The sequence below is a fragment of the Serratia sp. K1WW1 genome (genome assembly GCF_055790865.1).
This window is the reverse complement of record NZ_CM147697.1, coordinates 4,986,409-5,006,744: the sequence shown is the minus strand read 5'-3', so window position 1 is coordinate 5,006,744 and position 20,336 is coordinate 4,986,409. Positions and strand designations below refer to the sequence as shown.

Annotated in this window: 16 protein-coding genes; 9 read left to right on the top strand and 7 right to left on the bottom strand. The window is 56.3% G+C overall.

The features are described 5' to 3' along the window. Window positions 1-30: 30 nt before the first annotated feature. On the bottom strand, window positions 31-1,320 hold the full coding sequence (gene hemL, locus ACX9GU_RS22645) for a glutamate-1-semialdehyde 2,1-aminomutase (RefSeq protein WP_473193000.1): 1,290 nt from the start codon (window positions 1,318-1,320) through the stop codon (window positions 31-33). A gap of 177 nt (window positions 1,321-1,497) precedes the next feature. Between hemL and clcA the strand changes: the two genes are divergently transcribed. Then, window positions 1,498-2,925 carry a H(+)/Cl(-) exchange transporter ClcA gene (gene clcA / locus ACX9GU_RS22640; RefSeq protein WP_473192999.1) on the top strand — a complete coding sequence of 476 codons (1,428 nt, stop codon included), beginning with the start codon at window positions 1,498-1,500 and terminating at the stop codon, window positions 2,923-2,925. A gap of 89 nt (window positions 2,926-3,014) precedes the next feature. Continuing rightward, window positions 3,015-3,359 carry an iron-sulfur cluster insertion protein ErpA gene (gene erpA / locus ACX9GU_RS22635; RefSeq protein WP_021179368.1) on the top strand — a complete coding sequence of 115 codons (345 nt, stop codon included), beginning with the start codon at window positions 3,015-3,017 and terminating at the stop codon, window positions 3,357-3,359. Between the two features lie 54 nt (window positions 3,360-3,413). On the opposite strand, the gene ACX9GU_RS22630 is transcribed toward erpA, so the two are convergent. From ACX9GU_RS22630 to mtnN, 4 genes are all read right to left on the bottom strand, one after another. Further along, window positions 3,414-3,650, bottom strand: coding sequence for a hypothetical protein (locus ACX9GU_RS22630; protein WP_473192998.1), 237 nt, complete (start codon window positions 3,648-3,650; stop codon window positions 3,414-3,416). 223 nt (window positions 3,651-3,873) lie between these two features. Then, complete coding sequence (locus ACX9GU_RS22625) at window positions 3,874-4,488, bottom strand: TRIC cation channel family protein (protein WP_024483478.1); 615 nt, start codon at window positions 4,486-4,488, stop codon at window positions 3,874-3,876. Further along, on the bottom strand, window positions 4,485-5,246 hold the full coding sequence (btuF, locus tag ACX9GU_RS22620; protein WP_473195233.1) for a vitamin B12 ABC transporter substrate-binding protein BtuF: 762 nt from the start codon (window positions 5,244-5,246) through the stop codon (window positions 4,485-4,487). The genes ACX9GU_RS22625 and btuF overlap by 4 nt, the downstream gene beginning before the upstream one ends. A 46-nt stretch (window positions 5,247-5,292) precedes the next feature. Continuing rightward, window positions 5,293-5,994 carry a 5'-methylthioadenosine/S-adenosylhomocysteine nucleosidase gene (gene mtnN / locus ACX9GU_RS22615; protein ID WP_473192997.1) on the bottom strand — a complete coding sequence of 234 codons (702 nt, stop codon included), beginning with the start codon at window positions 5,992-5,994 and terminating at the stop codon, window positions 5,293-5,295. Window positions 5,995-6,132: 138 nt separating this feature from the next. On the opposite strand from mtnN, the gene dgt reads away from it, so the two are divergent. The 3 genes from dgt to ACX9GU_RS22600 all read left to right on the top strand — a co-directional run bounded on the left by dgt (window position 6,133) and on the right by ACX9GU_RS22600 (window position 10,583). After that, on the top strand, window positions 6,133-7,650 hold the full coding sequence (dgt, locus tag ACX9GU_RS22610) for a dGTPase (protein WP_211136165.1): 1,518 nt from the start codon (window positions 6,133-6,135) through the stop codon (window positions 7,648-7,650). A 193-nt stretch (window positions 7,651-7,843) separates the two neighbouring features. Beyond that, entirely contained in the window at window positions 7,844-9,250 is a 1,407-nt protein-coding gene (gene degP / locus ACX9GU_RS22605) for a serine endoprotease DegP (RefSeq protein WP_166734106.1), read from the top strand. 178 nt (window positions 9,251-9,428) lie between these two features. Continuing rightward, window positions 9,429-10,583: a CdaR family transcriptional regulator gene (locus ACX9GU_RS22600; RefSeq protein ID WP_179244930.1), complete on the top strand. Its 1,155-nt coding sequence runs from the start codon at window positions 9,429-9,431 to the stop codon at window positions 10,581-10,583. Window positions 10,584-10,861: 278 nt separating this feature from the next. Here ACX9GU_RS22600 and garD read toward each other — a convergent pair whose 3' ends face one another. After that, window positions 10,862-12,433, bottom strand: a complete 1,572-nt coding sequence (garD, locus tag ACX9GU_RS22595; protein WP_473192996.1) for a galactarate dehydratase — start codon at window positions 12,431-12,433, stop codon at window positions 10,862-10,864. A gap of 442 nt (window positions 12,434-12,875) precedes the next feature. Here garD and ACX9GU_RS22590 point away from each other — a divergent pair, with 442 nt between their 5' ends. Genes ACX9GU_RS22590 through garR form a run of 4 tightly spaced genes read left to right on the top strand, consistent with a single transcriptional unit; the run spans window position 12,876 to window position 17,304 of the window. After that, complete coding sequence (locus tag ACX9GU_RS22590) at window positions 12,876-14,234, top strand: MFS transporter (RefSeq protein WP_473192995.1); 1,359 nt, start codon at window positions 12,876-12,878, stop codon at window positions 14,232-14,234. Between the two features lie 48 nt (window positions 14,235-14,282). Continuing rightward, a complete protein-coding gene (gene gudD, locus ACX9GU_RS22585; protein ID WP_473192994.1) occupies window positions 14,283-15,614 on the top strand; it encodes a glucarate dehydratase in 1,332 nt (443 codons plus the stop codon). A gap of 21 nt (window positions 15,615-15,635) precedes the next feature. Continuing rightward, window positions 15,636-16,409, top strand: a complete 774-nt coding sequence (gene garL / locus ACX9GU_RS22580; protein ID WP_473192993.1) for a 2-dehydro-3-deoxyglucarate aldolase — start codon at window positions 15,636-15,638, stop codon at window positions 16,407-16,409. A 10-nt stretch (window positions 16,410-16,419) separates the two neighbouring features. Beyond that, complete coding sequence (garR, locus tag ACX9GU_RS22575; RefSeq protein ID WP_473192992.1) at window positions 16,420-17,304, top strand: 2-hydroxy-3-oxopropionate reductase; 885 nt, start codon at window positions 16,420-16,422, stop codon at window positions 17,302-17,304. A gap of 287 nt (window positions 17,305-17,591) precedes the next feature. Here the strand turns inward: garR and barA are convergent, their stop codons facing one another. After that, on the bottom strand, window positions 17,592-20,324 hold the full coding sequence (gene barA / locus ACX9GU_RS22570; RefSeq protein ID WP_473192991.1) for a two-component sensor histidine kinase BarA: 2,733 nt from the start codon (window positions 20,322-20,324) through the stop codon (window positions 17,592-17,594). Window positions 20,325-20,336 lie beyond the last annotated feature (12 nt).

Below are 20,336 nucleotides of genomic sequence, written 5' to 3'. Positions count from 1 at the left end.
GGCGGGCGCAGAATGGCGCCCGCCAGAAGATTACAGCTTGGCGAAGCAGCGGCGCGCGGCATCGACGGTGCGCTGAATATCTTCGTCGCTGTGTGCGACAGACATAAAGCCAGCCTCGAACGCCGACGGGGCCAGATAAACCCCCTCATCCAACATTAGATGGAAGAAGCGCTTGAAGCGTTCGACATCGCAACCCATCACGTCCTGATAGCAGGTGACCGTTGGCGCATCGGTAAAGAACAGCCCGAACATGCCGCCTACATGGTTGACGACAAACGGTATGTTCTTTGCCTTGGCCGCCGCCAATAGGCCTTCTGCCAGCTTGTTGGTCAGTTCGGTCAAGGTCTGGTGAATGCCAACCTGCGAAACCTCGGTCAGACAGGCGAAACCGGCGGCCATGGCAATCGGGTTGCCAGACAGCGTGCCAGCCTGATATACCGGCCCGGTAGGTGCCAGAGCGGCCATCACTTCACGGCGGCCACCGAAGGCTCCCACCGGCATACCGCCACCAATAATTTTGCCCAGGCAGGTCAGGTCTGGCACCACATCGTAATAAGACTGAGCACCGGCCAGCGCGACGCGGAAACCGGTCATCACTTCGTCAATGATCAACAGCGCGCCATACTTGTCACACAGGGCGCGCAGGCCCGGCAGGAAGTCTGGCAGCGGTGGAATACAGTTCATGTTGCCCGCGACCGGCTCAACGATGATGCAGGCGATCTCTGAAGGGTACTGCTCGAATGCGGTACGCACGGAGTCGAGATCGTTATAGGTACAGGTCAGCGTGTGCTTGGCGAAGTCTGCCGGCACGCCCGGTGAGTTCGGCTGGCCCAGCGTCAGTGCGCCGGAACCGGCTTTCACCAGCAGGCAGTCGGCGTGGCCGTGGTAGCAGCCTTCAAACTTGATGATCTTGTCGCGGTTGGTGTAACCCCGCGCCAGACGAATGGCGCTCATGGTGGCTTCGGTACCGGAGTTCACCATACGTACCATATCCATAGTTGGGACCAGATTGGTCACCAACTCGGCCATTTTCACTTCCATCTCGGTAGGTGCGCCGAAGCTCAGGCCGCGCTGTGCCGCCTCGATCACCGCATTGCGGATCGCCGGATGGTTATGGCCCAGCACCATCGGGCCCCAGGAACCGACGTAATCGATATAGGCTTTACCATCGGCATCAAACAGATAGGCTCCGTCGGCACGTTCGATAAACAGCGGGGTACCGCCTACACCGGTGAATGCACGCACTGGGGAGTTGACTCCGCCTGGGATCAGCTGTTGCGCCTGGGCGTACAGACTTTCGGACTTACTGTGTAAGCTCATAAACCGGCTCCTGGGTTTTCTGTTGAATGTTTTGACCGCGCTATTCTAGTGGAGAGTACGGAGTTATGAAACGATCATAGACCGATACCTATTTTGAGGGGGCGGTAAGACAACGACTGAGCTAGAATAGTTTACATCGCTATTAGTCTGATTTTTCACTTCAATAATGAACCCACTATGACTGAATTACAGCAACAGCCTCCTGCGACCTCGGGTGTGCGCCTGACTCGCAATGAAAGAGTCCGTCAGTTTATTCGCCAGGATAAAACGCCGGTTGCCATCCTGATCATGGCGGCGGTGGTAGGGACGTTGGCGGGATTGTTGGGCGTCGCTTTTGATAAAGCGGTGGAGTGGGTGCAACAGCAGCGGCTGTCGGGCCTGGCCTCTGTCGCCAACTCCTGGATCCTGGTGTGGCCGCTGGCGTTTATTTTGTCTGCCGTGCTGGCCGCTTTTGGCTTTTATCTGGTCAAACGTTTTGCGCCAGAGGCGGGTGGCTCAGGGATCCCAGAGATCGAAGGGGCGCTGGAAGAGTTACGCCCGGTGCGCTGGTGGCGGGTCATCCCGGTGAAATTTATCGGCGGTATGGGGACGCTCGGCGCTGGTATGGTGCTGGGGCGCGAAGGGCCGACGGTACAGATGGGGGCCAATGCCGGGCGAATGGTGCTGGATATTTTCCGTATGCGCAGTGCGGAAGCGCGCCATTCCATGCTGGCCACCGGTGCCGCTGCTGGTCTCTCCGCCGCATTCAACGCCCCTCTGGCGGGGATCCTGTTTGTGATTGAAGAGATGCGCCCGCAGTTTCGTTACAACCTGATTTCCGTCAAGGCAGTGTTTATCGGCGTGGTTATGTCGAGCATTGTCTTTCGTATATTTAATGGTGACAGCCCGCTGATCGAAGTGGGCAAACTCGCTTCGGCACCGCTCAATACGCTGTGGTTGTACCTGGTGCTAGGGACGGTGTTTGGCGCGGTGGGGGTGATGTTTAACGCAATGGTGTTTCGTACGCAGGATATGTTTGCCCGTTTCCATGGTGGCAAGATGAGCAAGTTCCTGCTGATTGGTGCCCTGCTAGGGGGCGCTTGTGGCGTGCTTGGGCTGGTCGAGTCAGCAACTGTGGGTGGCGGTTCGGCCTTGATCCCGATCGCGGCGGCGGGCAACTACAGCGTCGGCATGCTGCTGTTTATCTTTATCGCCCGCGTGATCACCACGGTGCTCTGTTTCGGTTCAGGCGCACCGGGCGGTATTTTTGCACCGATGCTCGCCCTGGGGACGCTGCTAGGCACCGCTTTTGGCCTTTTTGGCGCTCACCTGTTCCCAGAGTATGGTCTTGAGGTTGGCACCTTTGCTATTGCGGGCATGGGGGCACTGTTTGCCGCTACCGTGCGTGCCCCCTTAACCGGTATTGTGCTGGTATTGGAAATGACCGATAACTATCAGCTGATTTTACCGATGATTATCACCTGCCTCGGCGCGACCCTGGTGGCGCAGTTTATGGGCGGTAAGCCATTGTATTCCGCCATTTTAGCCCGCACCTTACAAAGGCAGCAGCAGGAATTGGCCGAGAAAACAGGTAAAGAAAATACCACAAATGCGGTGAATACTTGAACGCAACACTCAGGTATTAGATAATCAGCACCATTAATCAGGTTACCGTCGTCGTCGCCTGATGTGAAACACTGTTGGGAGTAACGAGTATGAGTGATGAAACAGCACTGCCCCTGCAATTTACCGAGGCAGCAGCAAGCAAGGTGAAATTCCTGATTGCTGACGAAGAGAATCCAAACCTGAAGTTGCGGGTTTACATTACCGGTGGCGGCTGCAGTGGATTCCAGTACGGCTTCACGTTTGATGACAAGATCAACGACGGCGATATGACCATCGAGAAACAGGGCGTTGCGCTGGTGGTTGATCCGATGAGCCTGCAATATCTGGTGGGTGGTGCGGTGGATTACACCGAAGGGTTGGAAGGTTCACGCTTTATCGTGACGAACCCGAATGCCAAAACCACCTGTGGCTGCGGTTCTTCATTCAGTATCTGATCCGTCGTCGTTAAAAAACCCGCCAGCCTGCACGGTGCGCGGGTTTTTTTGTGCCTACCATTCCACGGTGATCAGTTCGCTTTCCCGATCGTCTACTACCCGTTTGCTGTGGCTCATCTTCGGCTGCAAGACTGTGCCATTGCCGCATTCCACCTGTGGCGTGTTGCCGGTTGTGGTTACGCTGCAGGTGGGCACAATCGTCAGACTGATACCAATCTTGCCGCTGGTGTGCTCGGCCAGCACGCTGCTGCTCAACAACAGTGTGCTGGCGATCAAAAGAATTTTCTTCATGCTTAAACTCAAAAAATACCTATCCGCAGGCCACAGCAATAGGACCTATCGGCAAAAGTTAACGGAACTTAACGGCGCGGGATAATTTTTAACGAAGAGTTAACTAGATGATTACATTATTCAAGCGCATTTTATTAGCGCAAAATAATAGCACATTGCTTATATAGTAGTCGAATATACTGTTTGACGGGAAAGCCTCCGCCGAAGCTGGCGGAGGCGAGAATTACTGTTCGAGGATAAAGGCCGGTAGTTTCAGATGCCAACGAATGGCGGCCAGGCGGATGCCTAGCGTGATAATCATCCCCAGCATCATGGCATGCTGCAACGGCATGCCAAAAGTGTAGAACGCCGTGACGTGCACCGTGCCACCGACGATGCAGGCGGTGGCGTAGACTTCGGTTCGCAGGATCATCGGGATCTCGCGGGCCAGCACGTCGCGGATAATCCCGCCGCCAACGCCGGTGATCACTCCCATGCAGACCGCCACCAGCGGTCCACTGCCAGCGGCGAACGCCTTATTGACACCGATCCCCACGAACACCGCCAGCCCAATGGCATCCAGCACTGGCAGGATCCATTTCGGTAACCGACGCGGCTGGCGCACCAGCAGCAAGGTCAGCACACAGGTGATCATCGCCACCACCAGATCGGTGGGATCCTTTACCCAGAATACCGGGCCGTTGGCGAGCGCCATATCACGGATCGTCCCACCGCCGACCGCGGTCACTACCCCCAGTACCAATACGCCAAAGGGATCCATCCGTAATTTGCCCGCCAGCAACACGCCGGAAATGGCAAACACCGCCGTACCAAGAATATCCAGCCAAAATACCATCAATGGATCTCCGCCAATTGACCGCATAGTGATTGTGCCGCCAGCATGATGCGTGGCCCGGCACGGTTAAACCAATCTTCCTCAAGGGCAATCACCGGCACGTCCAGCTGTGGGCCCCAGAAGGCTTTCACATTGGCGATCTGCTGGGCATTCCCGCTTATGACGATGGCCTGTGGTTTACGCACCAGCACCTGCTCACGGCTTACCTGCGGCCAAGGCACGGGGCTATCGGCAAAGATATTCTCTGCGCCGCACAAGGCCAGCACCTGGCTTTGCAACGTGGCCGCCGAACTGGTGAACAGCGGTTGGGTGCCAAACTGTAACAGCACTGGCCTTGGCGAATTGCTGGCATAGCGCGTTTTCAGCTCCTCTACCTGTTGGCGGAGGCTGGCTGCGGCCTGATGTGCCTGTTCCGGATGAGGGCTGTACTGCGCCAACGCATCCAGGGACTGGGCGATCTCGTCAATATTCTTGGCATCTGCATAAAAAATCGGAATGCCGAAGGAGGCGAGCTGATCCAATACCCGTTGGGGGTTACCGCCACGCCAGGCGAGAACCAGATCGGGTTTCAACGCCAGGATCCGTTCCAGGTTGATCCCTTGCCAGGAGGCGACCTGTTCCAGCTGCTTGGCGGCAGGGGGGTAATCGGAGTAAGCGCTTACGGCCAGCAGGGTATCCCCCATACCGGCCGCGTAGGCAAGCTCCGTAGTGCTCGGTGCCAGGCTGATCACCCGTTGGGCAGCGCTGGCAGGCAGCAGCATCCCCAGGATCAGCCAGCTCAGCAGGGCGCACAGACGCAGCTTCACATTAACCGCGCTTGGCCAGGGTTTGCAGCATGGCGTTAACCATCAGCGAGGACTGCTTGGCAGCCACCGCCAGGAACTCGTCGAAGCTCATATGGGATTCGCTATCGGCAACGTCGGAAATCGCCCGTACCACCACGAATGGTGTGCCGAACTGATGGCAAACGTGGCCAACGGCGGCGGCTTCCATCTCAACAGCGGCAACGGTTGGGAAGGTGTTGCGGATGCGGGCCAGAGGCTCGGCACCGTTAATAAAGGCGTCACCGCTGCAAATCAGGCCGCGTACTGCGTTCAGGTTAAGCTGTTTGATGCAGTTTTCCGCTAACTCGATCAACGCAGGATCGGCAACGAAAGCTGGCGGGCAACCGGCCATCTGGCCCGGTTCGTAGCCAAAGGCGGTCACGTCGGCGTCGTGGTAGCGCACTTCTTCAGACACGACGATATCGCCCACGTTCAGCGTAGCGGCCAGGCCACCGGCGGAACCGGTATTGATCACCACATCGGGTTGGCACTGTTCCAGCAGCAGGGTGGTACCCAGAGCCGCTGCCACTTTGCCGATGCCCGATTTGAGCAGGGCGACTTCCACGCCGTTGATTTGGCCGGTATAGATCTCACAACCCGCACGTTTCAGGGTCTGGCGGTTCGCAATTTGCTCGCGCAGCAGGGTAACTTCTTCTTCCATTGCGCCGATGATGCCTACTTTCATAAATAATACTCGCTGATAGGGTATGGAAATTGCGCCATAGTCTATCATGGCTCTGTGAGAGAGATAATCCGCAATACCGTTGCATCCGCCGCCGGGAATTGTTATCACGGAGGGAATGCGCAACGGGAGGAGAAACAGATGTCCGGGATCGACTTTAAGCAGAAGATCAGCTTTCAGCGGCCTTTTAGCAAGCCAATTGAAGCCGAAGAAGAGTACGACATCATTCGCCAGTTCGAGAGCGATCGCGGTCGCATCGTCAATTCTGCGGCGATACGTCGTTTGCAGCAGAAAACGCAGGTGTTTCCGCTGGAGCGTAACGCGGCGGTACGCAGCCGTCTGACCCACTCGATGGAAGTGCAGCAGGTGGGGCGGCATATTGCCAAAGAGATCCTCAACCGCTTCAAACAGGAAAAGCGTATTGATGCGCTCGGCCTGAGCAAGCTGCTCGATCCTTTCGAGAGCATTGTCGAAATGGCCTGCCTGATGCACGACATCGGCAATCCGCCGTTTGGCCATTTTGGCGAATCAGCCATCAACGACTGGTTCCGCCAGCGGCTCGATCCCGCCAGCTGTGGCAGTGAGCCGGGTAGCCACGATCGTTGCCAGGTAGAGGTGTTACGCCTGCATGAAGGGGAGAGCGACCTTAACCGGCTGCGCAGCCGTATTCGCCACGATCTCAGCCATTTTGAGGGCAATGCTCAGGCGATCCGCCTGGTTTACACATTGCTGAAGTTGAACCTGACCTATGCGCAGGTAGGCTGCATCCTGAAATATACCCGTCCGGCCTATTGGGCGAGCGATATTCCCGCCAGCCACAGCTATCTGATGAAGAAGCCGGGGTTTTATCTGGCGGAAGAAGCCTTTGTCGATCGCTTGCGGCGCGAATTACATATGGGAGAGTTCGATCGTTTCCCTCTCACCTATATTATGGAAGCCGCCGATGATATTTCTTATTGCGTGGCCGATCTGGAAGACGCGGTAGAAAAGAACATCTTTACCGTGGAGCAGTTGTATCAGCATTTAACCCAGGAATGGGGCGAGATTGCTCCAGGGGATCTGTTTGATAAGACCGTGGCCAGTGCGTTTCGCAAAATTGAGCGTAGCGGGGCGCGCCGCAGTTCAGAAGATCAGTTCTTTATGTACCTGCGGGTATTTACCGTTGCCAAATTGGTTCCCCATGCGGCCCAGCGGTTTATCGATAACCTGGACGCGGTGTATCACGGCCACTTCAACGGAGCCTTGTTGGAGGATGCCAGCCCGGCTTGCCGCCTGCTCGCTATCTTCAAGAACGTTGCGTTCAAACACGTGTTCAACCACCCGGAAGTGGAGCAGTTGGAACTCCAGGGTTACCGGGTGATCAACGGCCTGCTGGACATTTATAGCCCGCTACTGGCCATGTCGCTGGCCGATTTCAGCCAGTTGGTGCGGGAAGACAGCCACCGGGCGTTTCCGATTGAAACGCGGCTGTTTCACAAGCTCTCGACCAAACATCGCCTGGCCTATGTCGAGGCGGTGGAAGGTTTGCAGCATCTTTCTGCCGAGCAGCAGGCTATTAGGGAATATTATTTCCGGGCGCGGTTGTTACAGGATTATATCAGCGGCATGACCGACCTTTATGCCTATGATGAATATCGTCGTTTAATGGCGGCAGAATAAATTTATGAGATAATTCTCGCTTATTTTAGCGAGATCACTCTCAGGCTGGAACATTATTTCGAGTTTTGTAAAGACCGACAATATTTGTTTACTATTAGCCAGTCGCACCAGGGGAACTTCAGCTAATCAGCAGGCTCTTACTAAGCACCAAGACCCGGTATTCCTTTTTGAACGACTTTTAAGAGACACACAGATGAAGAAAACAGCACTGGTTTTAAGCGCCCTGGCTTTGAGTATTGGTTTGGCAATGGGTCCGGTAACTACCGCCAACGCCGCAGAAACGGCTTCTGCCTCCACTAGCGCCCAACCGATGCCAAGCCTGGCACCGATGTTGGAAAAAGTGATGCCTTCAGTGGTAAGCATTAACGTGGAAGGAAGTGCCGCGGTGAATGCGAAAACGGTACAGCAAATGTCGCCGTTCTGCCAGGATGGTTCACCCTTCCAGGGTTCCCCAATGTGCCAAGGTGGCGCACCGGGTGGGCCAACAACCCAGGAAGCCTTTAAAGCCCTGGGTTCAGGCGTCATCATCAATGCGGACAAAGGCTATGTGGTCACCAACAACCACGTGGTAGACAATGCCAGCAAGATCACGGTGCAATTGAGCGATGGCCGTCGCTTTGAAGCCAAGGTGATCGGCAAGGATCCGCGTTCTGATATCGCGTTGATCCAGCTGAAAGACGCCAAAAACCTGTCAGCGATCAAAATGGCCGATTCCGAGCAGCTGCGCGTGGGTGATTACACTGTGGCGATCGGTAACCCGTATGGCCTGGGTGAAACCGTGACCTCTGGGATCGTTTCTGCCTTGGGGCGTAGCGGTTTGAACATTGAAAACTACGAAAACTTTATCCAGACCGATGCGGCGATCAACCGGGGTAACTCCGGCGGTGCATTGGTTAACCTGAACGGTGAGCTGGTTGGCATTAACACCGCGATCCTGGCACCGGACGGCGGCAACATCGGTATCGGCTTCGCTATTCCAAGCAACATGGTGAAAAACCTGACCTCGCAAATGGTGGAATATGGCCAGGTGAAACGCGGTGAGCTGGGCATCATGGGTACCGAGCTGAACTCAGAGCTGGCGCAAGCGATGAAAGTGGACGCCCAGCGTGGCGCATTCGTCAGCCAGGTTGTGCCGAAATCCTCCGCTGCCAAGGCCGGTATCAAGGCCGGTGACGTGATTGTCACCCTGAACGGTAAAGCCATCTCCAGCTTTGCGTCGTTCCGTGCCGAGATCGGCAGCTTGCCGGTGGGCACCAAGATGGCGCTGGGTATTATCCGCGACGGCAAGCCGGTGACCATTGACGTAACGCTTGAGCAAAGCAGCCAGGAGCAGGTTGATTCCAGCAATATTTACACCGGTATTGAAGGTGCAGAACTGAGCAACAGCACCGACAAAGTGAAAGGTGTGAAGATTGAGAAGGTGAAACCTGGCAGTGCCGCTGCGCGCATCGGGCTGAAAAAAGGTGACGTGATCATGGGTGTGAACCAGCAGCCGATCAATAACCTGGGCGAACTGCGTAAGGTGCTCGACAGCAAGCCTGCGGTGTTGGCGTTGAACATCCAACGTGGCGACTCGACGCTGTATCTGCTGATGCAGTAATGTTGTCCCGTTGTCTAGAGAGGCACGCTACGGCGTGCCTTTTTTTATGGCTAAAAACTGTGAGTTTGAGCACAAACTCGTGCCCGGCCAAAACGCATTTGGGCATCTGCACAATGTGCCAGTAGAGGCGCGTCGGTATGCTGAACGTTGGTTAATCATCCGACGGGGATAAGACGCAATGGCGGAGTATCATCTTGATGCCAAGCTAGCCAGGGAAATTGTCGCTCGCACCATGAAAATTATTGATAGCAATATCAACGTGATGGATAACCGGGGCCGGATTATTGGCAGTGGCGATCCTGAGCGGCTGGGGGAACTGCATGAAGGGGCACTGCTGGTGCTGTCTCAGGCCAGGGTGGTCGCTATCGACGATGCCGTTGCCCGTCATTTGCACGGCGTTCGGCCCGGTATTAATCTGCCGTTGCACGTTGACGGGAATATCGTTGGGGTCATCGGCCTGACCGGCGATCCGGTGCAACTGCGGCAGTACGGTGAACTGGTCTGCATGACCGCTGAAATGATGCTGGAGCAGGCGCGTTTGTTGAGTTTGTTGGCGCAGGACAGCCGCTTTCGTGAAGAGTTTGTGTTGAACCTGATCCGTACGGAGGAGCTGTCACCGGCCTTGATGGAATGGGCGCACCGCCTGGGAATAGATCCCAATCAGCCCCGCGTCGCGGCGGTAGTGGAGGTGGATAGCGGCCAGTTGGGGGTTGACAGCGCCATGGCCGAGTTGCAGCAGTTACAGGAGCTGCTGACGCTGCCGGAACGTGACAACCTGATCGCCATTGTTTCTCTCAGCGAGATGGTGGTACTTAAACCGGCGCTGAATCACCATGGGCGTTGGGATGCCGAGGCCCACCGGCGGCGAGTGGAGAATCTGCTGGTGCGCATCAATGAAAGCAGCCGTTTGCGAGTGCGTATTGCGCTCGGCAACTATTTCATTGGCCCAGGCAGCCTGGTGCGTTCCTACCGCACTGCACGTACCACCATGGCCGTTGGCAAGCAGCGCATGCCTGAGCGGTGGGCCTATTATTATCAGGATCTGATGCTGCCGGTGTTGCTGGGCAGCCTGCGTAGCGGTTGGCAGGCGGATGAGCTGGCTCGGCCATTGGAGCGTTTGAAAGCCATGGACGGTAATGGTTTGTTATTGCGTACCTTAAATGCCTGGTTCCTGAATAATGTGCAACCCACCGCGACCGCCAAGGCACTCTATATTCACCGCAATACGCTGGAGTATCGTCTCAATCGCATATCCGAACTCACCGGGTTGAACCTGGCCAATTTCGATGCACGTCTGTTGCTGTATGTGGGGTTACAGCTGGATGAGGATTAAATCCTTTGCAGAGTTTTGTGATAACTAGCTGAAAGCCATAGTACAGCGGGTGGGGATCATGCAGAACGCCGACACGCCGTTAACCCGTCCGTGGGGGCTCGCAATCGCGCATCCGTGCGCTCAACGGTCGGCTAACCTGCATGATCCCCACCCACCTCAAGCTTTAGGTGTCGCGGTAATTAAACCACCAGGTAATATGGGATTGAGATCCCGCTAAGAAGTGAAACAGTGGCACATTCGGTTCCCTCTCCTTGGGGAGAGGGTTAGGGGCGCTGCACTCAAGTAACCGGTGCCGGGTTAAATACCGCCAACGCGTTGAACAAACCCCATTGATCTGACCAGGTTTGCTTGCGGCCGCTGGCGATATCCAGGATCAGTTCAAACAGCTGCCAGCCCACCTGCTCAATGGTCGCCTCCCCGGTGGCGATGGTTCCGGCGTTGATATCGATCAGATCGTGCCAGCGTTCAGCCAGCGCGCTGCGCGTTGCCATTTTGATCACCGGCACGGCAGTTAGGCCGTAAGGGGTTCCCCGGCCGGTAGTGAACACTTGCACCGTAATGCCGGAAGCCAACTGCTGCGTGCCGCAAACAAAGTCGCTGGCGGGAGTGGCAGCATAAATCAGCCCACGTTTGCTGGGGCGTTGACCGGGGGAGATCACTTCGACAATCGCGCTACTGCCAGATTTGGCAATCGAACCTAATGCCTTTTCCACCACGTTGGCCAAACCGCCTTTCTTGTTGCCGGGTGAAGGGTTGGCGCTGCGATCGGTTTGCCCTTGGTTGAGGTAATCGTCATACCAGGCCATCTCCTCCAGTAAGCGCTTGCCAACGTGTTGATCGGCGACCCGTGGGGTTAACAGGTGGATGGCATCACGCACTTCGGTGACTTCTGAGAACATCACGGTTGCCCCGCAGCGTACCAGCAGGTCGGAAGCAAAACCTACCGCCGGGTTAGCCGTCACCCCGGAAAAGGCATCGCTACCACCACATTGCATCCCCACCACCAGCTCTGAGGCCGGCACGGTTTCCCGCTGGCGACGGTTCAGGCGTTGCAGGTGCTGCTCTGCAACGGCCAGAATATCGGCCACCATGGCCTGAAACCCAACGTGTTTCTCATCCTGCAGGCGCACAATCCGGCTTTCATCCACGGAGATGGGGTGTACATCAGGGGTTCCCTGCAGCAAGCGTTCCGGCTGCAACTTCTCGCAGCCTAGCCCCACCACCATCACTTCGCCGCCAAAGTTCGGGTTGAGCGCCAGATTATGTAGGGTGCGGATAGGGACCACCGCTGCGGGAGCGTTGATGGCGACGCCGCAGCCATAGAGATGATTCAGACCCACTACGCCGTCGACGTTGGGGTATTTCGCCAGCAGGTCGCGCTCAATGATTTTCACCACATAATCCACCACACCGGCCACGCAGTGCACGCTGGTGGTGATAGCCAACAGGTTCTTGCTACCAACGCTGCCATCGGCATTACGGTAGCCTTCAAAGGTATAACCTTCCAGAGGCGGTAATACCTGGGGCACATTGTTGGCTAGTGGCAAGCTGGCCAACTCGGGGGCCGGGGGAAGCAGCACCAGCGATTCATCAATCCAACTGCCACGGCGAATATCCCGTGCGGCAAAGCCAATCACTTCGCCATAGCGCAAAATAGTGCTGTCTTGAGGAATATCTTGCAGCGCAACTTTATGCCCTTGGGGAATATGTTCCAATAATGTCAGACCGCAAGGGAAGCTTGCCCCTTTAGGCAGCCCATGGTCATTAACCACAATGGCGACGTTATCTTGCCGATGAACCTGAATATAGCGCGGTAATGCTTTAATACTGCCAACTGCATATTCGGACATAGTGAAACCTCATGCACTCTGATTTATGTACGCCGTGGGTAATAATCGAAAAACTGGCTCAGCAAAAAGCATAACATTCGCAATTGTGTCGGGCATTATGCAAATGACCTAGATTTGGCGTTTGCCGGGCGTCAATCTTTGGCATTGTGCTAATCCGCTGTGAGATAGCTCACGCAACAGGGGGATCCGTGAGCCAGCCCGCGCCCGATTGGGCATACGCCATAAACAAGCCGCCATATTAGCCCTGTTATTGGGTTATCTGCCCGATGAGTCCCGGCAGCCGGTTCCCTATACTTTTCTCCACCAAGCGTTAATGCGTTTAAAAATTGCCGATGCCGTATTAATCGAACTGCTCAAAAAAGGCTGCAATTTAATTTAAACCTTTCGTTCTGAGCTATTTTTGCGGTTTTTCAGGATGAATATAGTAATGCAGGAGAGCACCATGTCTACTATCAGCGCTGCCAACAGTGCCATCAAGCGAACCAATAAGCGTTACTGGATCGTGGTAATGCTGTTTATCGTCACCTCATTTAACTATGGCGATCGTGCCACGCTTTCTATTGCCGGTACCGCAATGGCTCAGGATATTGGCCTCGATCCGGTTGGAATGGGTTATATCTTTTCGGCGTTTTCCTGGGCCTATGTGATTGGCCAGATCCCCGGTGGCTGGTTACTGGATCGCTTCGGCTCCAAACGGGTCTACTTCTGGAGCATCTTCATCTGGTCGCTGTTTACCTTGCTGCAAGGCTTCGTGGATATCTTCAGCGGTTTTGGCATCGTGATAGCGCTGTTTGCGCTGCGCTTCCTGGTCGGCCTGGCAGAAGCACCGTCATTCCCCGGCAACAGCCGGATTGTCGCCGCCTGGTTCCCTGCCCATGAACGAGGCACGGCGGTATCGATCTTCAACTCGGCCCAATACTTTGCCACGGTGATCTTCGCACCGATCATGGGCTGGCTGACGCATGCCGTTGGCTGGTCGCACGTGTTCTTCTTTATGGGCGGGCTGGGCATCATCCTGAGCTTTGTCTGGCTTAAGGTGCTGCACAATCCCAAAGACCACCCCAGCATCAACCAGGCCGAACTGGACTATATCGAAGCCGGTGGTGCCTTGATCAATATGGATCAGAAACAGGCCACGCAGGTGAAGGTCAAAGGCGAGAAGTGGTTCCAGATCAAGCAGCTGCTGCAATCACGCATGATGATTGGCGTCTATATCGGCCAGTACTGCATCAACGCGCTGACCTATTTCTTTATCACCTGGTTCCCGGTGTATCTGGTGCAGGCACGGGGGATGTCGATCCTCAAGGCCGGCTTTGTTGCCTCGGTTCCTGCCATTTGTGGTTTTGTCGGTGGGGTGCTCGGCGGGGTGATTTCCGACTACCTGATGCGCCGTACCCAGTCGCTGACCTTCGCCCGTAAAACGCCGATCGTGCTGGGCATGCTGTTGTCGATGTCGATGATCTTCTGCAACTACGTTGAAACCGAATGGATGGTGGTGGGCATCATGGCCGCCGCGTTCTTCGGTAAGGGGCTGGGCGCGCTGGGGTGGGCAGTGATGGCAGATACCGCCCCCAAAGAGATCAGCGGCCTGAGTGGTGGTCTGTTCAATATGTTCGGCAATATCTCCGGCATCGTCACGCCGATCGCCATCGGCTACATCATTGGTACCACCGGATCGTTTAACGGCGCGTTGGTTTACGTCGGGATCCATGCGCTGTTGGCGGTGGCCAGCTACCTGTTCATCGTGGGGGATATCAAGCGTATCGAACTGAAATCGATGGCTAAGGCCAGCAGGCAATGACACGGCAGCGAGTTTGGCAACTGAACCCACAATTTTGAGGACATCTCTATGACTACAGCACCAAAAATTACTGCCATGCAGGTTGTACCGGTGGCCGGTTACGACAGTATGCTGCTCAATCTCAGCGGCGCTCACGCCCCATTCTTCACCCGTAATATCGTGATCTTGCAGGATAACGCCGGTAATACCGGGTTAGGGGAGATCCCTGGAGGGGAGAAAATTCGCCAAACCCTGGAAGAGGCTCAGTCCCTGGTGGTCGGTAAAACCCTGGGGGAATACAAGAACGTGATGAACCGGGTGCGCGAACGCTTTGCCGATCGGGACGCCAGCGGGCGTGGCCTACAGACTTTCGATTTGCGTACCACCATCCACGTGGTGACCGGCATTGAAGCGGCGATGCTGGATCTGCTGGGGCAGTTCCTTGATGTGCCGGTAGCGGCCCTGTTAGGGGATGGGCAGCAGCGTGACTCGGTGGAAATGCTCGGTTATCTGTTTTATGTCGGCGATCGCAACAAGACGCCGCTGCCTTACCAGAGCCAGCCGGATGAGGTCTGCGACTGGTATCGCCTGCGTCATGAACAAGCGCTGACGCCGCAAAGCATTGTGCGGCTGGCGGAAGCGGCTTTTGATAAGTACGGCTTCAACGATTTCAAGCTAAAGGGCGGCGTATTGGCGGGCAGTGAAGAGGCTGAGGCCGTCACGGCGTTGGCGCAGCGCTTCCCTCAGGCGCGCATCACGCTCGATCCCAACGGTGCCTGGTCGCTGAAAGAAGCGATAGCACTCGGTAAACAGCTGCGTAACGTGTTGGCCTATGCTGAAGATCCTTGCGGGGCAGAGCAGGGCTTCTCCGGGCGGGAAGTGATGGCGGAGTTCCGCCGTGCCACTGGCCTGCCTACCGCGACCAACATGATCGCCACGGACTGGCGGCAGATGGGGCATACGCTGCAGTTGCAGTCGGTGGATATTCCTTTGGCGGATCCTCATTTCTGGACCATGCAGGGATCGGTGCGCGTTGCGCAGATGTGCCATGAGTTCGGCCTGACCTGGGGCTCACACTCCAATAACCATTTCGATATCTCGTTGGCGATGTTCACCCATGTGGCTGCGGCGGCACCGGGCAACATTGCGGCGATCGACACCCATTGGATCTGGCAGGAGGGCAACCAGCGGCTGACGCGGGAACCGCTGCAGATTGTCGGTGGCCGCGTACAGGTTCCACAACGGCCAGGATTGGGGATCGAGCTGGATCGGGATCGTTTAATGCAGGGCCATGAGCTTTACCAGAAACACGGGCTTGGGGCACGCGACGATGCGCAGGGTATGCAGTACCTGATCCCTGGCTGGATCTTTGATAACAAACGCCCGTGCCTGGTGCGTTAATCCGTCTACAGAGGAAATTTCATGAAGAGCTGCCATAACCCTTTTCGCCAATCGTTGCTCGCGGGCGAAACCCTGATCGGCTGCTGGTCTGCGCTTGCCAACCCGATCTCCACCGAAGTCTTGGGACTGGCCGGTTTCGACTGGCTGGTGCTGGATGGCGAGCATGCGCCGAATGACATAGGCACTTTCGTGCCGCAACTGATGGCGCTCAAGGGCAGCCCTAGCGCCGCGGTGGTACGGCCGCCCTGCAACGAACCGGTGATTATCAAACGCCTGCTGGATATCGGTTTCTACAACTTTCTGATCCCGTTTGTGGAAAGTGCTGAGCAGGCAGAGTTGGCGGTAGCGTCGACGCGTTATCCCCCTGCGGGGATCCGTGGGGTCTCGGTGTCGCACCGTAGCAACGGTTACGGCACCGTGCCGGACTATTTCGCCCAGATTAACCAGCAGATAGCGGTGCTGGTACAGATCGAAAGCCAGCAGGGGGTCGATAACCTGGACGCGATAGCAGGCGTAGAGGGCGTGGACGGCATCTTTGTCGGGCCGGGGGATCTTTCTGCCGCTTTGGGGTATCTCGGCCAGCCAAATCACCCGGAGGTGCAGGCGGTGATCCGTCATATTTTTGAGCGTGCCAGCGCGCACGGTAAAGCCAGCGGCATCTTGGCGCCGGCTGAGGCTGATGCCCGCCGTTATCTGGAATGGGGAGCCAGGTTCGTGGCCGTTGGCAGCGATCTTGGCATATTCCGCACGGCCACGCAGGCCTTGTGCGATCGGTTTAAACAGGCTGTTGAATAAGGGGAACGGGATGAAAATTGGATTTATTGGCTTGGGGATTATGGGGAAACCCATGAGCAAAAACCTGCTGCAGGCGGGTTATTCGCTGGTGGTGATGGATCGCAATGCCGAAGCGGTGGCTGAACTGGCTGCGCTGGGTGCCGATGTTGCCGCCACGCCAAAGGCGGTGGCCGCATTGAGCGATATCGTGATCACCATGTTGCCTAACTCACCGCAGGTGCGGGAAGTGGCATTGGGAGAAAATGGCCTGATTGAGGGAGCCAAAGCGGGGACTGTGCTGATAGACATGAGTTCTATTGCTCCACTGGCAAGCCGTGAAATCAGCGAAGCTCTGGCTGCCAAACAGATTGCCATGCTCGATGCACCGGTAAGCGGTGGTGAGCCTAAAGCGATAGATGCCACATTGTCGGTGATGGTGGGCGGCGATAAAGAGGTGTTTGAACGCTGCTTTGACGTGATGAAAACCATGGCCGGTTCGGTGGTGCACACCGGTGATATTGGCGCTGGCAACGTCACCAAGCTGGCGAATCAGGTGATCGTGGCGCTGAATATTGCGGCCATGTCCGAGGCGCTGGTGTTGGCTACCAAGGCTGGGGTCAACCCAGATCTGGTATTCCAGGCGATCCGTGGTGGGCTGGCGGGCAGCACGGTGTTGGAAGCCAAGGCACCGATGGTGATGGATCGCAATTTCAAACCGGGTTTCCGCATTGACTTGCACATCAAGGATCTGGCCAACGCGCTGGATACCTCCCATGGCGTGGGGGCACAGCTACCACTGACCGCGGCGGTAATGGAAATGATGCAGGCACTGCGCGCCGATGGTCTGGGCAATGCCGATCACAGCGCACTGGCGTGTTATTACGAAAAGTTGGCCAAGGCAGAGGTTACCCGATAGGGGCAGCAGAGTACTGGGCCCCTCACCCCAACCCTCTCCCACAGGGAGAGGGAGCTGTTAGCCCCTGCTCTTTTGCAAATAAAGGGGTTATCTCAACAAACTCGATTGTCCCCTCATCCAAGGTACACCACCGAATTTTCAGGCTCACCCTAACCCTTATGTCTTGATCTGGAGCCGTCCGGAAAGGTAGTTGATTGAGGACCATGGTCAGGTAGGTTTCTGCAACGAATAACGAACTCGATCGGTCCCCTCTCCCTGTGGGAGAGGGTTAGGGTGAGGGGTCTGGTTTACCCCAACTGGAACTTCGCTTCCGTCTCCACCAGCCCAATCTCATCCAACAGCTCCAGCCATTCCGGTTCTAAATCACCGTTGCTCACACCCTGACGCAGTTGCTGCTCAAGATAGAAACACAGTTGCTTAAGGCGCGGAACGCCGCTGTAGCTGCAACTGCCGTGCAGCTTGTGGATCAAATCGAGAATGGTGTCGTCCTCTTCTCCTTCCAGCACGGCTTTTACCCGCTCGCTGACCTGCGGCAGGAACTCGATCAGCATCTGCAACAGATCGCGCGCCAGATCCTCTTTATTGGCGGCCTGGCGCAATGCCAACGGCCAATCCAGCGATAACGGTGGTTCAGCCGGGCTACGCGGCTGGGCTGCTTCTGGTTCAAGCTCGACGGTATGATAACGGGAGAGCACCCGTGTCAGCATGGCTTCGTCAATCGGCTTGGCCAGATAGTCATCCATACCGGCCTGCAACAGGTGTTCTCGCTCACCGCTCACCGCATGGGCGGTTACGGCGACGATCGGCGTGGAGTTGTGATGCGGCATCTGGCGGATCAGCTCACTGGCGCGGATGCCGTCAATGTTCGGCATCTGAATATCCATCAGGATCATATCCAGCACGTTATCACGTGCCAGCACGATGGCTTCCTCACCGCTTTCGCACAGCAGCGTTTTTTCTACCTGCTCGGCCAGCAAGGCACCAATCAGCTTCAGGTTGGCCGGGTTATCATCGACTGCCATCACGGTCAGCGGTAAGCGTCTATGTACCTTTGGCGCATTCTGACGCAGCGGGGCCTCCAGACGCAGTAACGGATACAGGCGATTACTGCTGATCGGTTTGGTCAGGCAGCCGATAGCGCCCAGCTTTTTCATTTCTTCGGCATCGATCTGCGACTGGCTAGGCACCGCCAGGATCACCCGATCGGCAAGGCTCAGTGACTCCAGCAGCTTGTCTCGATGCTGGCCGATACCGTCCCGATAAGGGATCGGTACGCCTGCCAACAGGAAGTCATAATGATTTTTCGGCAATTGCCCCAGGGTTGGCGAATGGGTCACCACCAGGTGGGTGGCGCTCAACATATTCAGCGTGGCCTGGGCCGCCGTTGGGTTGGCTTCGATATAGGCCAGGGTTTTACCGCGCAGATCCGGCAGGCTTGGTGGCAGCGACAACATGCCTTCGTTGAGATCGAGGGTGATGTGGAACCAGAAGGTTGAGCCGCGATTGAGCTGGCTGTGGAAGTTGATATCACCCCCCATCTCTTTCACCAGCTTCTGGGTGATCACCAGGCCCAGCCCAGTACCGCCGTGGCGGCGCGAGATGCTGGCATCTGCCTGGCGGAAGGCCTGGAACAGCTGCGATTGCTGGCGTTCAGAAATCCCGATGCCGGTATCGTGGATCTGCACCTCCAGCTCCACCTGGCGTTCCAACTGGTTACGTAGCTCGACGCGGATATCAATATTGCCGGTTTCGGTGAACTTCACCGCATTGCCGAGCAAATTGGTGATCACCTGCTGTAGCCGCAGTGAATCGCCAATTACCTGCTCTGGCACATCGTTTTGCACATCCAGAGTCAGCTCCAGCCCTTTGTCGTGTGCGCTAGGGGCCAGCAATACCAGCACCTCATCCAGCGTTTCACGCAGCGAGAAAGGAATGTGTTCCAGGATCAGCTTGCCAGCCTCCAGCTTGGAGAAGTCCAGCACGTCGTTGATGATGGTCAGCAGGTTGTTGGCCGAGCGTTCGATAGTTTGCAGATAGTCGGTCTGGGTGGCGCTCAGGTCGGTTTTCAGCGTCTGGCGGGTAAAGCCGATCACCCCGTTGAGCGGAGTACGCAGCTCATGGGACATATTGGCCAGGAATTCCGATTTGATACGGGCGGCTTCCTGCGCGCGCTTCTTCGCCAGATCCAGCTCAACGTTCTGGATCTCCATTTGCTCCAGCGTCTCACGTAGGTCTGAGGTGGCCTGGTCGATGTTCTGCTGCATCTCCTCGTGATAGGCGGTCAGCGACATCGCCATCGAGTTGATGCCGTTTTTCAGCATTTGCAGCTCGCCGAGCATAAAGCCTTCTACCCGGCTATCCAACTGGCCGCGGCGGATACGGTCGACGGTGTTGACCATATTGCGGATCGGGCCGGTGACGTCGCGCATCAGGCGGTAGGCAAACAGAATGGCAATACACATACACAGCAGCAGCAGCAGGGTGGAAACGAACACCTCTTTATATTGCTGTAGGCGTACCGATTGCAGATCCAGCTCGATCGCCACATAGCCGAGATTACTGTCGGGATGTGCCTCCTCGCTGTTGCCCTCATCCGGGAACTGTGACTCCGACAGGATTGGCGTGCGCAGGATCAGTGAATCGCCGCGCCGGGTCAGCATCATATCGGTGGGTACCGGCACACCTTTGGGCAACTGCAACTGGGTATAATTGTGATGATAGTTGGAGGTGACAAACAGGTTGTTCTGCGCATCAAACACGGTGATCGCCCGAACGATATCCGAATGGCGGCGATGCAGCAGGCTGACCAGTTGCCGCACCGACTCACGGCTGCGGAAGGTCATGCCATATTCGCTGGCGACGGCCAGAGGTTCGATGATGCTGGCACCGGCATCGACCAATTGCTCCTGCAGCTCGTTGTAGCGATGTACTACAAAGAAGGTGCTGAGCAGCAGACCGATCAATAAAGTCGGTGCCAGGATCAGGATCATCATGCGCGCGCGCAAGCTGTATTTGGTCATGGGATTCCAATG